At 37.6% G+C, this 13,956-nt stretch carries 10 protein-coding genes; 3 read left to right on the top strand and 7 right to left on the bottom strand.

Annotation, left to right across the window (positions count from 1 at the left end):
• Positions 1–414, bottom strand: a complete 414-nt coding sequence (locus LEP1GSC185_RS12440) for a helix-turn-helix domain-containing protein (RefSeq protein WP_008589235.1) — start codon at positions 412–414, stop codon at positions 1–3.
• A 93-nt stretch (positions 415–507) separates the two neighbouring features.
• Here LEP1GSC185_RS12440 and LEP1GSC185_RS12435 point away from each other — a divergent pair, with 93 nt between their 5' ends.
• Complete coding sequence (locus LEP1GSC185_RS12435) at positions 508–873, top strand: helix-turn-helix transcriptional regulator (protein WP_008596783.1); 366 nt, start codon at positions 508–510, stop codon at positions 871–873.
• 110 nt (positions 874–983) lie between these two features.
• Here LEP1GSC185_RS12435 and LEP1GSC185_RS12430 read toward each other — a convergent pair whose 3' ends face one another.
• The 6 genes from LEP1GSC185_RS12430 to LEP1GSC185_RS12405 form a co-directional block, all read right to left on the bottom strand.
• Positions 984–2,846, bottom strand: coding sequence for an AAA family ATPase (locus LEP1GSC185_RS12430; protein ID WP_008588783.1), 1,863 nt, complete (start codon positions 2,844–2,846; stop codon positions 984–986).
• A complete protein-coding gene (locus LEP1GSC185_RS12425) occupies positions 2,843–3,355 on the bottom strand; it encodes a hypothetical protein (RefSeq protein ID WP_008588982.1) in 513 nt (170 codons plus the stop codon). Before LEP1GSC185_RS12425 ends, LEP1GSC185_RS12430 begins: the two co-directional genes overlap by 4 nt.
• Positions 3,345–4,508, bottom strand: a complete 1,164-nt coding sequence (locus LEP1GSC185_RS12420; protein ID WP_008588896.1) for a dsDNA nuclease domain-containing protein — start codon at positions 4,506–4,508, stop codon at positions 3,345–3,347. The genes LEP1GSC185_RS12425 and LEP1GSC185_RS12420 overlap by 11 nt, the downstream gene beginning before the upstream one ends.
• 34 nt (positions 4,509–4,542) lie before the next feature.
• Complete coding sequence (locus tag LEP1GSC185_RS12415) at positions 4,543–6,288, bottom strand: hypothetical protein (protein WP_010514574.1); 1,746 nt, start codon at positions 6,286–6,288, stop codon at positions 4,543–4,545.
• Between the two features lie 279 nt (positions 6,289–6,567).
• Positions 6,568–7,149: a hypothetical protein gene (locus LEP1GSC185_RS12410; protein ID WP_008589187.1), complete on the bottom strand. Its 582-nt coding sequence runs from the start codon at positions 7,147–7,149 to the stop codon at positions 6,568–6,570.
• 127 nt (positions 7,150–7,276) lie between these two features.
• On the bottom strand, positions 7,277–8,314 hold the full coding sequence (locus tag LEP1GSC185_RS12405) for a tyrosine-type recombinase/integrase (RefSeq protein WP_008588830.1): 1,038 nt from the start codon (positions 8,312–8,314) through the stop codon (positions 7,277–7,279).
• Positions 8,315–8,834: 520 nt separating this feature from the next.
• Between LEP1GSC185_RS12405 and LEP1GSC185_RS12395 the strand changes: the two genes are divergently transcribed.
• Together LEP1GSC185_RS12395 and LEP1GSC185_RS12390 are read left to right on the top strand one after the other, a co-directional pair.
• Entirely contained in the window at positions 8,835–11,291 is a 2,457-nt protein-coding gene (locus LEP1GSC185_RS12395; RefSeq protein ID WP_008589179.1) for an ATP-binding protein, read from the top strand.
• Between the two features lie 143 nt (positions 11,292–11,434).
• Positions 11,435–13,954 carry a histidine kinase N-terminal 7TM domain-containing protein gene (locus LEP1GSC185_RS12390; RefSeq protein ID WP_008588924.1) on the top strand — a complete coding sequence of 840 codons (2,520 nt, stop codon included), beginning with the start codon at positions 11,435–11,437 and terminating at the stop codon, positions 13,952–13,954.
• The last annotated feature ends 2 nt before the right edge of the window (positions 13,955–13,956 follow it).

Genomic DNA, 13,956 nt, shown 5'->3' with positions numbered 1-13,956 from the left:
TCACTTCTTTTTGGCAAACTCAGAAGCTACATCAGCAATGATCTTTCTCTGATCAGGTGAAATTTGTAAGAGTGTCTTTACGATTTCTTTCACACCTTTTGTGCTTTTGATTTTACTGAATAAAACTTTATCCTCATCCATCTGAAAAACCTGTCCTTCATCGGAAGAAGAATACAGAACAGGTTTAATAGGTTTGGAATCATCTAAAAGCCAGTCGAGGTTTACCTTATATCTTTCCTTAAAAGTAGTAAGAAATGCTTGAGAGAGCGATTCTACTCTACCTTGGATAATATTGTTCAATCCTGCTGGAGAAATATTTAGCTCAGGAGCTGCTTCTTTCTGGCTTTCACCATGATCTTCTATAACTGCTTGTACCTTCTTTCCAATTAGTTTTTCAGTTTTCTTTGAGGTCATTAAAAATACACTAATAATTTATTTTTTGTTGACATTAATTCACTTATGGTGTATTAATGTATTTACCGATACACGGGCGCAGAATTAGTTTCTATGGCATCACCTCATACGAAAAGCAGAAAAAGACCGATTCTAAGACCTTCAGATGCCCAGAAGGTAGCAAATTCCGAAGTCACAATGTTTGCCAGTGTTCTTCCACAATGGAAAGTCTCAAAGAAGGATAAGGAATTCTTCTACAAAGCTTTGAAATCCGCGCGAAAGGATGCTGGGCTTACTCAAGCGGATGTAGCTAAGAAGTTAAAACGAAGTCGAAGTCATATTTCTAAAATAGAGCTAGGGCAAAGGCGGCTATTTATGGATGAGTTTTTGATTTTATACAGGCTTTATGGAAAACCAACTATCTATTTCTACTCAGCCTTTATCAAAAGTGATCTTGTTGAACAGATTAAGCCCGAGTAAAATCTGCAAAGCAGTTTTAACGAGGGCAATCGAAGTGAAGTGGGTTAGGTAGATTTGATATCCCGATCGCGTAGCGTTCGGGTTGGTCAGTTAAAAATAATAATTGAGAATTATATAATTAGTCTTTCTGCTTCAGTTAATCGTAATTTTACATACTTCTCAGCGAAATCAGGGACATGATGATTATCCATAATAATAATTTGAAGCGTTTCTTTATACTTTTCTGAAATATTAACAATAGATTTATAAACTGCCTCAAGTCTTTCCGGATCCAAACCTTCCTGTCCAAGATGCTCACTTAAGCCATCAATAATCAGAATATTCGGTAATCTTAAATGCTTTTCAATGGAGACTATTTGATGGGCTAAGGCGTGAGCAACATTGACTAATGTACCCAAACCTGGTGAACTTAAAGTTTCAAATTTTCTTCCTCTAAAAGTAGGTATATATGTATCTTCATTAATGCTGCTTAATGTCGAGTCGCCAAAAGCTGGAGGGTTATAACTCTCTAAAATAGAGCTATAAGTCTCGGAAAGATCTTTTAAATTACGCCTAGAAAAATTTAAAATTGTTTTTTGACTTTCCAGTTGAGCTTCCAAATCTGCCTCAACTTCTTTAAGATTATCAATTTGGCTTCGATTATCATCAATTTTAGAAAAGATCACAATATATGATTCCAATCTTTCAATTCTTTCCTTTAAGGTCGCTCGTTCTTCTCCGACAGAAGAAAGGGTTTCCAGTTTTTCTGAAATGAATGTTGAAGTCCTAAAATTTAACTCTTCATTTAAATCCTTTTCATTTTCTCGAAGCGAAACCAATTCATTATTTAAATCTGATATCCTTCGTTTTCGTTCTTCAATTAAGGCGATAATTTCAGAAAATTCACTCTCAACCCTTCTTTGTTCTTTAATCAATTCTTCTCTCGTAACCTCTTGGCCAGGCTCTTGAAGACAAAGGTAACAATGAGACTCATCAATTCGTGTTTTGTCAAGATGGCTTCCACATCTGGGGCATAAAATAAACTCAATAGAACCGAGGTATTTTTTTGACGAAATCGATTTAGCTATCTTGATTGATTGAGACTGATATTGAGAAGATAAAAGATCTAAAGATTCAATTGATGCTTCTTCTAAAGCAATATTTTTTTCAATACTGCGAATCTTGTCTTGTAAATCAAATATGCTTTTTTTTATCTCACTAACTTTCGAATCTTTATCAATGTCATTTGCAGTAGAGATAGTAACTTTCTCAATTTCGACAAGCCTTTGTTTTGTTTCCAAGAGCTTATGCTCGATTTCATCTCTATTTTCTAATATAGTCTTTGCAAGAATATCATTCAGTAATTCATCCTGGTTACTTGATATTCTAATTTTTGTTTTAATATCTCGCAAATTTTCTTGAAGATTGGCAATCTTTATATCGTAAATCCCATATAAAATTTCGAAAACATATTTCCTCTTTATATTTTTAAAATAATCAAGATGCCCAAAAATGCTTGATCCTATTTCAGTTTGATGAAGGATACAATATAGAAAATAATCGTTAATTGTTACCGGGGAAGCTTCGCTTTCGATTTTTGTCGGCGCTGACGGGACCTCGAGTTTAGGAAGGTCAAGTTTTTCTAAAAGCCATTCTATATAAGTTTTTTTTGTACCGCTATCAGTCTTTTTGGTAAAAGGTAGTCTTATAAATTCATTACCGCCAGCAATATCTACTAAACTTGTTGGAGTGGAAACTGCGTTTCTAGTAATCGAATATTGAGTTTCGCCAATAGTCAAAGTCATTTCGAGGACAGTCACAGCTTTCGCTTCAGGAGGAAGGTTCTCTAATGATCCGCCAAGACAGGCACGTAAAAGCTTTATAAGTGTTGTTTTACCAGTCGCGATCGGTCCAACTACAATATTCAGCCCTTTTTCAAATGAAATTATACGCTTGCTTCCAATTAAGTTTAATTCAGTAATTCTTAATCTCACAAGCTATCCCCCCAATTTGCCTGGGTTACTTCAGGAATATATTTGTAAATTAATTCTTTAAGATTATTTCCACTCAAATTCAAATGTTTTTTTAAAAGCTTCAATATAACAACTGTATCTTCCCAAATTTCTTCAGATTGAATCATACCAGATACTTTATGTCCTTCCGAGGTAGAGCGATAGCCACTTTCTGAGAAGGTAATAAGGCCTTTACCAGTTAATCTTCCTATAATTGCATAATGAGAAGGATCCCAGGGACCGTATTTATACCTCACCATTTGACTTTCAATTGTTCTCTCAAATATGATCTCACTTGCAAGGTCTTCAAATTTAATATTCCGATATTCTAATAAAATTCTAGCTAAATACTCTGGGTACCTTAATAGGAAATCTAATTTCGCCAATTTCATTCTGCCTTCAACGGATTTGTTTGTTCCGGTAAAAATATCGATAATAAGTAATATTCTAGCTTCGCTTTCAATTGATGGTTGAAATAGCTCAATCTTCATATCCGCCACCAAAACTAATCTTGCATTCCTCAGCCCTTTGACAGGCTTCGCCTAATAGTAACATTGGATCTGCATTAAGCAATTGATTCATGTCGATTTTATCTGAGATAGAGGTAAAGTCTTCGAGTAATTTATTCCAAAGGTGGATAGCGGGGTTATCTCCATTAACATATAGTGATAGTCGAGATTTTGCCTGAGTTTCGATCCTGATATCTAGATCATCTAAAATACTCTCGTTAATTGCACCTTGAATAATCCTTTTTTCTATAAGGAACTTTTGCGTATTTGCTCGAAGCATTCTGGCTGTTGAAATAATTTCTTCTGTACCTCCTCCTCTTCGTAATTTCCTTTCCAAAGTGGAAACAACCGAGGGGCTTTTATCAGCGGAAGTAATCTGGGTAAGTAAATAGCTCAAAGATTGAGAAACTTGCAATTCTGGTATTAATTGGCAAAGGGTAATGCGAGACAGAGTTTTTGCTTTGATCTTTTCTTCAATTTCTGAATCTGGATTAATAATATACTTAGGCCATCCTTCTTTAAGTCTATCCAAGCTCATTGCTTTTGACAGTTCGGTTAACAGAATATTTTCAATTCTAAGAATAGAATCTCTTTGTAATCTTGGGTTTTGTGAATGAACTAAATCACGATTTCGAACTTTAATGTCATCTCGACTTGAAGGAGATGGGAGCAGAGTGACTTTCGAGAGAAATTTTTTAACCTCCGATTCATCGATCTCTAATTTATCTTGAACTTTTTTTTCTATTAGCTTATTGTACGATCCATTCTTAAAAGAATTTAAGTCATCATCTTTTTTGATAGCTCCCTCGAGTATCATTTCTAATGAAAAATTGAAATTCTGTATTTCCTTATACGTTCTGTAGAGACTATGTATTGCACCGCTTTCACCCAGTACATCGCTCAACTTCCAAGGACCCAATTCAGGATTTCTTGTTTTTACTTGAATAAATCTCCAACGATCACCAGATTCTTGGATTACGATATCCTCGTAATGTTCCATGGTAACGGATACTATGTTTTCGTCTATTATGCATCTAATGCAATACGGAAAGGCAATATCAGCTTGATATATAAATCTAGAAAAAGAATCGGCTCCTGAATCATCTGGCGGATTACTATTTAATATATTTTGCATATTTAATTTCATTAAGTCAAATTAGTTAAAAGAATTATGGAGAACAAAAAAATCGAAAAGTAATATTGTTGCTATTACAAATCCCGTCTACGTAATTCAATAGAGAGTGTGCTTTGTTTTTTTTATCTTTTTCCAACAGTTTTTTTGAAATTCCTGGCTGAACAATCCAGCATTCCTTTTGTGCCTGAATATTATTAATTTTGTTAATAAGTTGTTGTTCTATATTTTCAAGTGACCTCTGAGGATAAAAGACGTTCTTCTTTAATCTTTCAATTCTGGCCAATAAAAAAGTTGGGTTAAAGAATCGTAAATTCTTCAAAGCTTGTGCGCATACGACATGAAGATCCTCGATTCTCAAACCAGGTATAGCAGCAGTCGAAAATTTTATATGGGTAAGAATGAATTTTTCGTCAGTAAAAGCTACAATATCTCCGACTTCATTTGCACCATTATCTTCTATTAAGAAAAATGGTTTTTCGTTTCCTTTAAGGGATTCAAGATATTTCTTCACTTGCTTTGTAATAGAGATATTGTGAGAGTTCTCAGGCTCACGAATCTCCTTAGTTATATCGACATTACTCCAGGTTATACTGATTTCACTTTTTTTAAAAATGTTACTGAATCTATTGTCTTTCCAATAGATTCCATCGCGATATGCAACTCCATTTGCAAAAAGTAGCGTAAAGTCTTCTTGCTTATTAAGATATTGAACAGCATCTGTTCCTCTTCGTTTTTCTATATCTGCCCCTTCTTCTGATATTAAAAATAGGAGTTTATCAGATGAATTTGCGTAATTGAATTCCCATTTACCATTTTTTAATCTGCTTAATTCTATTTCACAGTTTTCTTTTCTATCATCAGTAGAAATGATCATTTTGGGCTTGCTCCCTTCAGAAAGGTGCGAATGCCAATTAAATATATATTCCCCACTGTTTAGCTTCACCTGAAGAAGTCCTTTCTTAGGTATTGAATAATCAATATAACAATGTAATAGTTTTAGTTGTTCTGTTTTGGATATTTCCAGAGGAGTGGCTAAAATCTGAAGCTTATTTGATTTAGTAGCTTTTTTTAGTTCAATGGAAAGCCTATCGCATATATTACAAAAATCATCTATATTTTTAGTCCATGTTCCCCAGAGTTTTCTCTTTTTTGCTGACAAACCAAAGGGGATGATTTCTTTTTTACCTTTCTCTCTTCTTGCACCTAAGCCATAGCTGAAGCCGAAACCAGCGTCAAATGATGATGTTAAAGAGTATTCAGCATTTCTTCCATACAAGGTCTTTGCTTCAGGAGCTGTTCCTCCTGCATTAAAAATATTGTTTATTCCGAGAGTTCTAAATTCTAAAAAATCATTATTTGCGAAGGAATATATTTTTACAAGATCAAGTAGCCTTGTATCAACAATCCCCTTTTCGATCGTATCTCTTAAATGACTTTCAATAAAGGAACTAGATGTGTGAAAGAAAATATAATCGTTCTTTCTATAGAGTATGAAAATTTCATTTAATTTATTTTCATGCTCCCTTGCGGTTTCTCCACCACTCAATGGCGGAGTTGTTATCATCCAAGTGGGAGGCCATTTATGAGCATAGGTGCGTACAAGCAGATTTTCACTTATTGAATCGATTTCTTTATGTACGATAATATGACCGTTTTTTTTAATCGTTTCCGATATGTGTAAATCGAATTTTGATAGTATGATTGGAAATGGTTTTTTCGCGTTAGTTATAAATACAACAACTTGAAAAAATGGTGCAACATTATTTATGTCTATCTTCATAGATAACTTACCAGCTTTAAATATTCGAATTTTGAAAGGATGATTAGGTTTAAGCCTGCCACGGACGGCAGGCGCTATAAATGAAGGGGCGCGGCATGGCAGATAACGTCCAACGCTTGGCGACGTTCCGCGAGTCCGAAAGGACTTGGCACGAGGCTTGCCAAGCAAGACGAGTGACAAAGCGGAATGTGCCGAAGGCCAAGCGAGGGTTGCGAAGCAATCCCGAAGCGCTGCGCCAGAGCTGTTAGTTATGCGTAGTTGTGAGCGTATATCGGAGAATCATTTTCCTTGCTCCAAGCTTCTTAAACTCGTTAGCAATAAAAACGATAGTCTATCAAATGTATCAGAAAAATAGATTTCATCGCTCTCTGCTAAATCACTAGTCACGATTGATTTTATATTTTCAAACAGCCGAAGTGAAAACTTTAGTAAATCTTTTAGATTATTGAGATTTGTAAAAAAAACTGTTTGATCTGCAAAAACTAATAGATGATCGTCTGAGGAAGATCTTAACATTTCTCCACTATCACCTTTTCCTCTTTTGGGGTATTTTCCCCATTTTACCGTTTCCGAAAGAAACTCAATTATATCGCTTTCAGACTTCGTTAAATCAGTTAAGCCAGCTTCAGTTAGTAATTTCGCAGAAACATGTCCAAAGATCTCACTTTCCTCAAGGTTATTCTTTCTTATTATTCCGGCTTTAAGTAGATTCTCCAGAAAGTATCCAAAATTAAGAACAGTAGGCCTCGTGCATCTATCTCTATTATTTGCTAATGAGCACTTAAGTAGCGTTAAAAAAGCTTCCAAATATTCCTCAGCACATCTTAACCAACTTAATATTTCCTCATTCTGAGTAGTCATTTGACAATTTAGACGATCTTAGCAGATTTTTTGTAATAATTTAATCGCCCACAATTACGCATAACTCCGAGTCTCCGCTCTTTAGCCAAATGTCCTGTAAACGGCGCATGGGCGAATGTTCGTAAAGTCAGAGGTCGTCCAGAGGACTTTTGATCTTGGAAACCATCGGGTCAACGATTCTAGCGTAGATTTCCGTGGTTTTTACTGAAACATGGCCGAGCAATCTTTGGATCATTTTGATCGAAGTGCCTGCCTCCAGCAAATGGATAGCGAAGGCGTGTCTGAGATCGTGGATCGAAACGTCTTTTGTGACTCCGGCTTTATTCTTGGCGTTAGTGAAAATTTGTTCTGCGGTTCGAACGTTTAGGCTTTTGCCAGGGATTTGGCCTGTGAAAATCCAGGAACTTTTACCTTGGCGCTGTAGTAACTCGGAGAGATCTTTTATACAGCTATTTGGGAGCAGACTGAAACGGTCCTTCTTTCCCTTGCCTTGTCGGATCCGAATAGATTTTTTGTCCCAATCCAAGTCGTAGCCTTTTAGTTTTACGAGTTCCCCTACTCTTAATCCGGATCCATAACAAAGTTTTAATAGAAGTCTATGCTTAGGATTGGAATTCGATTCAATGATCCTGGAAACTTCTTTTCTAGATAAGGATTCAGGGATCTTGTTCTCTCTTTTCGGAGGTGAATACGAGATTAAAAATTTTTGCCCTATTACAATATTATAATAGAATCTAAAAGATTGCAGAGCTGATCTGATTGAAGTAGCAGCAAGGTTCTTTTCGTATAAAATTTGGTCCAAATACATCTTTAGATCCGATTCGGTCACAGAATACGGACTTTTTTCGATCGATCTTAAGAAGGCTCTGTTATAAAGAAAGTAGGACTTCAGGGTTTTTTTACTATAATTGCGTCTTAATACTTCCGTTTTGAGCGGAATTAGAAGAATGTCAGGATCCGCTTCTATCTTTTCTCGATGAGTAGAGACAAATTCAGTGAGAAAAGATTCGGAATAAGGAATTTTCCAGAACCTGTCTTTGCGATTCCAAACTGCCCGAGGCATTTTTAAAAATTTCTGAACGAGTTCGGTATCGTAAGAAAACGAAATGGCAGTGAAACAGTGTCCATTCTCCCAATGTTTCCAAATTTTGATCTTTTGGGGCATGAGGAGACTATAAAAAAATACTAAATATTTGTATAGTAAATTATTGAGATTTTAGACTATAGCTCCGCCCCTTCAGTCACACTGAAACAAAAAAAATTGAATAGAAAAGAAATCGTCGATCCTCATTTGACGTTTCCGGTATAGTTTTGCCTTTTTTACTCGCGTTTCGACTTATTACCAGCAAATTCCGAAATTCCAGGAATGTTACTCTAAAATTATCCGTTATGCGCCTATTTAGGCCAAATTTATTGATTAAGGGAGGGAAATATTTTGCAGGAGGCCCAACATTGCGCCGGAAAAGCCTTATATCTCTTTTAGGGGATTTTTTATAAGTATACTTAAGGAACTCCATCACTCAAAGGACAATTCCTTAATGACAAAACTAGAAGGGTGCTTTAAAAACGGTGTGATTCTAATGGAACTTTTTAGGAAATTAGATATTCTTATTTCTCCACATTATTTAATTTTAAAATGAATTCTCTTATTTTCGGATCTTTCATTTCTATATTAGGCAAACCAGATGGATCATTCTTCCTCTTCTATCCCTGATTTTCGTCTTCTTTTCGAATCTGCTCCAGGCTTGTATCTGGTGCTTTCTCCGGAGCTTAAAATCATAGCAGTCAGTGATGGATATCTCAAAGCGACTCGAACCGAAAGAGATAAAATTTTAGGTAGAGGGATTTTCGAAGTCTTTCCGGACAATCCCGATGATCCGGAAGCGACAGGTGTAAGTAATCTTCGCAGTTCCCTTCTTCGTGTTTTGGAAACCAAAGCTCCCGACACGATGGCGGTCCAAAAGTACGATATCCAACTCCCAAAAGAAGAAGGAGGAGGATTCACAGTTAAATATTGGAGCCCCATGAACTCCCCCGTTTTTAATAAAAAAGGAAAGGTAGAGTGTATCATCCATAAAGCGGAAGATATCACCGAGTTTGTTCTTTTAAAACAACGAGGAGAGCAACAAATTGAGATGACTGAAGCTCTTCGTTCTAGAACGGAAGAGATGGAAACGGAGATCATACGACGTTCTCAGGAATTACAATCCGCAAATAAGAGTTTAAGAGAAACAGAAAGGATCAAAAACGAATTTTTTGCAAATGTTTCCCACGAACTTAGAACTCCTCTTAGTTTAATCCTCGCTCCAATAGAATCGATTCTCTCCGACAAAGGGTCCGGACTTTCCAGCAGCAATATCCGGATGCTGGGAACCGTGCATAATAATTCGGTCAGACTTCTTCAAATGGTGAATAGTCTATTAGATTTTTCTAAATTTGAAGCCGGAAAGATGAAAGTGGAACTAGAATCCACAAATATAAATAATCTAATCGGCGCAATTCTTAAAGATTTTGAGCCGAGCGTTTTGGAAAAAAATATCCAAATCAAAAAGGAACTCCCTTCCTCCGACCTGAATGTTCTGATCGATCGTTATTTATTCGAAAGGATATTTTTCAACCTTCTTTCCAATGCTTTAAAATTCACTCCTAAAGACGGGAATATTTCCGTCATTCTAACTTATTCCGGAGACCAACTTCTTCTTTCCGTTCAGGATTCCGGGATTGGGATCTCCGACTCGGACCAAAGAATCATTTTCAAAAAGTTCCAACAAGCCGAAGGTTCTTCCACCAGAAGATACGGAGGAACAGGACTTGGCCTTGCAATGGTCAAAGATTTTTCTGAACTTTTGGGCGGTTCCGTGGAAGTTACAAGCAAACTGGGAACAGGAAGCAAATTCAGCGTCAAAATTCCGGCTCAAAAAGCGGATCCGGGGGAAAAGGAATCTATTCCTAAAATTCATTCTCATTCTCCCCAATTTTCTAGTTTAGAAATATCTAATGAAGAAGATGCGGATCTTTCGGACAAACCAAAAGTCTTGATCTGCGAAGATAATGAGGACCTTGCTAGTTATATATATTCACTTCTCTCCCCATTCTACCGAGTCAAGTCCGCTAAAAACGGAAAAGAGGGACTAAAATTAGTATATTTTTGGGAGCCGGACCTGGTCCTTTCCGATGTAATGATGCCAGAGATGGACGGCGTGCAACTTTGTAAAGAGATCAAAGCGGATCCTAAAATTTCCAAGACGATCGTGGTACTTCTCACTGCGTTAACCCATAGAGAGGCAATGCTAAAAGGCTGGGAAGCGAAGGCGGACGAATATTTATGCAAACCCTTCCATCCGGAAGAATTGATCGTAAGAATGAAGTCCCTTCTTGCAATTGCAGAAGATAGAAAAAAGTATTTAGAAACATTAGAGCAAAAAAATTTCGAATTAGAATTCGCGAATGCGGAGTTGGAAGCATTCTCCTATTCCGTTTCGCATGATTTGAGAGCGCCACTACGGGCGATCCAAGGTTACACTCAAATGATCATAGAAGATCATAGTTCAGTTCTGGATGCAGAAGGGATCCGATTCTTGAATGTGCTCGTCGAATCCACGAAAAGAATGGAAACTCTGATCGATAATTTATTAGAATTTTCTAAAGTAGGGAAAAAAGAGCTGAAAGACTCCACTTTCGACCTGACGGAAGTCGCCGAAACCGTAGTAAGTCAAATCAAAGACCAAACAGAACATAACGCTGAAATTATAGTTCATCCCCTCTCAAAAGTGACGACTGATAGAGACATGATGTCTTACGTTTTCCAAAATTTGATATCCAACGCGGTAAAATATTCCGCCAAAAAAGAAAACCCTAAGGTGGAGATAGGAGTTACGAATACAGAAAAAGGAAAAACGTTCTTCGTAAAAGACAATGGCGCCGGTTTTGATATGAAATATTACAATCGACTTTTCGGCGTTTTCCAAAGACTCCATAGACAAGACGAATTCTCCGGCACAGGAGTCGGCCTTGCAATCGTGCACAGGATCGTGACACGATACAAGGGTTCGGTTTGGGCAGAAGGTAAACCGGGAGAAGGCGCCTCCTTCTACTTTACCTTGGGTGAAAAAGCCGGAACCGCGGTCGGTTCGCATAACTGAATCCACTCTAAACTCTATAATTTCTTTACTTAAGAGATAAATTTACCTTCCAGCGATTGGAGGGAGCCGACTAATACGTCTTATATTTTAAGCTTAGAAACTTTCTCCTTGAGCCGAAGGGGTAGCGTTCGATATTAGTTTGCATGGGAACGGAAGTCCAATCTTTATCCTGGTTCAAATGGACTCCTTACGCGATCCTTCCTTTAATCAGCCTCTTTCTTTCCGTTCTCTCTCTTAGATTAGGGATCAAAAGTAGACAAACCTCCGGAGCTCCTGAATTCATTTTAGTATGCCTTGGGATTATCCTCTATAGCTTCGGGTATTTTTGGGAGATAGTCAGCACAAGACCTGAGAGCATTATCTTTTGGGATAATTTCCAATTTATAGGCCCGGATCTTATGATCACTTCACTCCTTTTCCTTTGTTTAAGGGTCGCTAATTTAAATAGATTCATTCATCCGATCAGTATCCTTCTTTTCTCACTCATTCCTATTTGCACCGAACTCGCGGTTTGGTTCGGAAAGGAAGAATGGATTCGTCCTACTTTCAGATTCGACAACTCAGCTCCTTGGTTAGCTTTGATCTACGAATATGGGCCTTGGATGCAAGTCTATGTGATCAATTCCATTGCGATATTCTCTCTATGTATCCTTATTTTAATATACGGAGCCTGGTCCCAAAGAGCATTCCACAGAATAAGATGTCTGGTTTTTATGGTAGGGATCTCTCTTCCATTCGGTAGTCAGGTAATGACTGCGGGAGGTTTTATTCCTTTCATCCATCCTAAACTGGATATCTTTCCTTTAACTTCAAGTTTTGCTTTGATTGTCTGGATGTACGGCCTTTTTTATTTCCGGATCTTAAATCTGATCCCTTTGGCGAGAAACCAGGTCTTTGAATACATACAAGATGCAGTTTTTGTAATGAACTCTTCCGGATTCCTTTTGGACTGCAATGTTGCGGCTCTAAATCTACTCGGAACGGCTAGATTAAAGCATAATTCCAAACTTTCCGAATTTCTTCCCGATCTGGATGTTCTGGTGGAAGAATGTTATGCCCACAGAAAAACGAATACGGAATGGAAAACAAATAACGGGAAGTATTATGACGTTTCCGTTCGCTCCGAAAGGGAGGAAGGTTCTCAATTCGCAATCGTAGTTTTGAGAGATGTGACCCAAAGAGCGATTTCGGAAAGAAAACTTTCGGAAAGAAGAGATGTTCTTCAGAGCATTTTAGACTCTACTAGCATTCTATTTCTAGTTTTGGATGGCGAAGGCAAATTAATTTTATTGAATAGAGCCTGCTTACAAACCACGGGATTCGATCTCATGGAATTGGAAGGAAAAGTTTTTTGGGAAACGGAATTATTCGCGGACGAAAAGCATACTATCGCAAAAGTTTTCGAACAACGTTTCGCAAAAAAAAGATTTCCGAAACATACAAGCGTACTTCTGAGGACTAAAGAAGGAAAGTCCAGAAGAACTCTCTGGGAGCATAAAGAAGTTCGGGATCGAAACGGTCATTTACAATATGTAATCTCTACCGGGACCGACGCCACTGGTTTAGAAGAAGCGGAATTCAGGATTGAAACATTACAAAGAGCGAATGAAGAAATTTTGGCACAAAAAGCTATCATTGAATCCCAAAAATTCGATCTTGAAGAGGCGCTTCAAAACCTGAAAAGGACCCAGGCAAAACTGATCCAAGCATCTAAGTTAGCGGATCTAGGCCAATTAGCGGCAGGAATAGCGCACGAGATCAATAATCCAATCGGGGCAATCCAAGCGGCAGGTTTTAATATTCTTTCTTACTTGGAGAAAATCAGAGCGGAATTACGTCCTATTCTTCCGCTTCTCTCTTCCTTATCCGATGAAGATTGGAACTCCTACAAAGAACTGATATCTTTAGGAGTTTCTTCCAAAGAAATCCTGATCGGACTGGATAGAAGGAGAATACTTGCAGAGGTCAAAACGGAAATGAAATCCGTAGGCGTTCTTTTTCCGGAAGAGACAGCGGAACTATTCGTGGACTTCGGGCTTGCTTCTTCTTGGAGAAATTTCGAAAGAATATTAAAAGATCAGAATACACGGGAACTTCTCCCTTTCTTTTTGGATCTTTTGGGCCCGGAACAATGTGTGGATACTATCAAGACCGCAGTGGATCGTTCCGCAAAAATTGTATATGCACTAAGAAGTTTCGCACATTTCGAATCTTCTCACAAGAAAAGAAAGTTTTCCTTAAAAGAGAATATAGATACCGTTTTAACTCTGTATCAGAATTTATTCAAGCACGGGGTAGAGGTTTCGACTAACTTAGATGGAATTCCTGATTTTTTGGGCTTCCCGGACGATTTAATGCATTTATGGACGAATTTAATCATGAATTCCGTCCAAGCGATGTCTCATAAAGGTTCGATCGTGATCAGCGCATCGTTACAAGGAAACGAGGTAGTGGTTTCTATACAGGACAAGGGACCAGGAATACCTGCAGAAGCGAAAGACCAAGTATTTGACGCATTCTTCACCACCAAACCTTTGGGAGAAGGTTCCGGCTTAGGATTGGATATAGCAAAGCGAATTGTGGAAAAACATCAGGGAAGGATATGGTTCGAATCTTCTCCCGGAAATACTATATTTTATGTGGGGCTTCCTTTCGAGGTCTGAGT

It is taken from the genome of Leptospira licerasiae serovar Varillal str. VAR 010, assembly GCF_000244755.1.
Lineage (GTDB): Bacteria > Spirochaetota > Leptospiria > Leptospirales > Leptospiraceae > Leptospira_B > Leptospira_B licerasiae.
This window is presented reverse-complemented; position numbering and strand designations above follow the sequence as displayed.

Excerpts from the sequence above, each read along its gene's own strand:
- LEP1GSC185_RS12440 (WP_008589235.1), bottom strand. The coding sequence starts at position 414 with ATGACCTCAAAGAAAACTGAAAAACTAATTGGAAAGAAGGTACAAGCA.
- LEP1GSC185_RS12435 (WP_008596783.1), top strand. The coding sequence starts at position 508 with ATGGCATCACCTCATACGAAAAGCAGAAAAAGACCGATTCTAAGACCT.
- LEP1GSC185_RS12425 (WP_008588982.1), bottom strand. The coding sequence starts at position 3,355 with ATGAAGATTGAGCTATTTCAACCATCAATTGAAAGCGAAGCTAGAATA.
- LEP1GSC185_RS12420 (WP_008588896.1), bottom strand. The coding sequence starts at position 4,508 with ATGCAAAATATATTAAATAGTAATCCGCCAGATGATTCAGGAGCCGAT.
- LEP1GSC185_RS12415 (WP_010514574.1), bottom strand. The coding sequence starts at position 6,288 with ATGAAGATAGACATAAATAATGTTGCACCATTTTTTCAAGTTGTTGTA.
- LEP1GSC185_RS12410 (WP_008589187.1), bottom strand. The coding sequence starts at position 7,149 with ATGACTACTCAGAATGAGGAAATATTAAGTTGGTTAAGATGTGCTGAG.
- LEP1GSC185_RS12405 (WP_008588830.1), bottom strand. The coding sequence starts at position 8,314 with ATGCCCCAAAAGATCAAAATTTGGAAACATTGGGAGAATGGACACTGT.
- LEP1GSC185_RS12395 (WP_008589179.1), top strand. The coding sequence starts at position 8,835 with ATGGATCATTCTTCCTCTTCTATCCCTGATTTTCGTCTTCTTTTCGAA.
- LEP1GSC185_RS12390 (WP_008588924.1), top strand. The coding sequence starts at position 11,435 with ATGGGAACGGAAGTCCAATCTTTATCCTGGTTCAAATGGACTCCTTAC.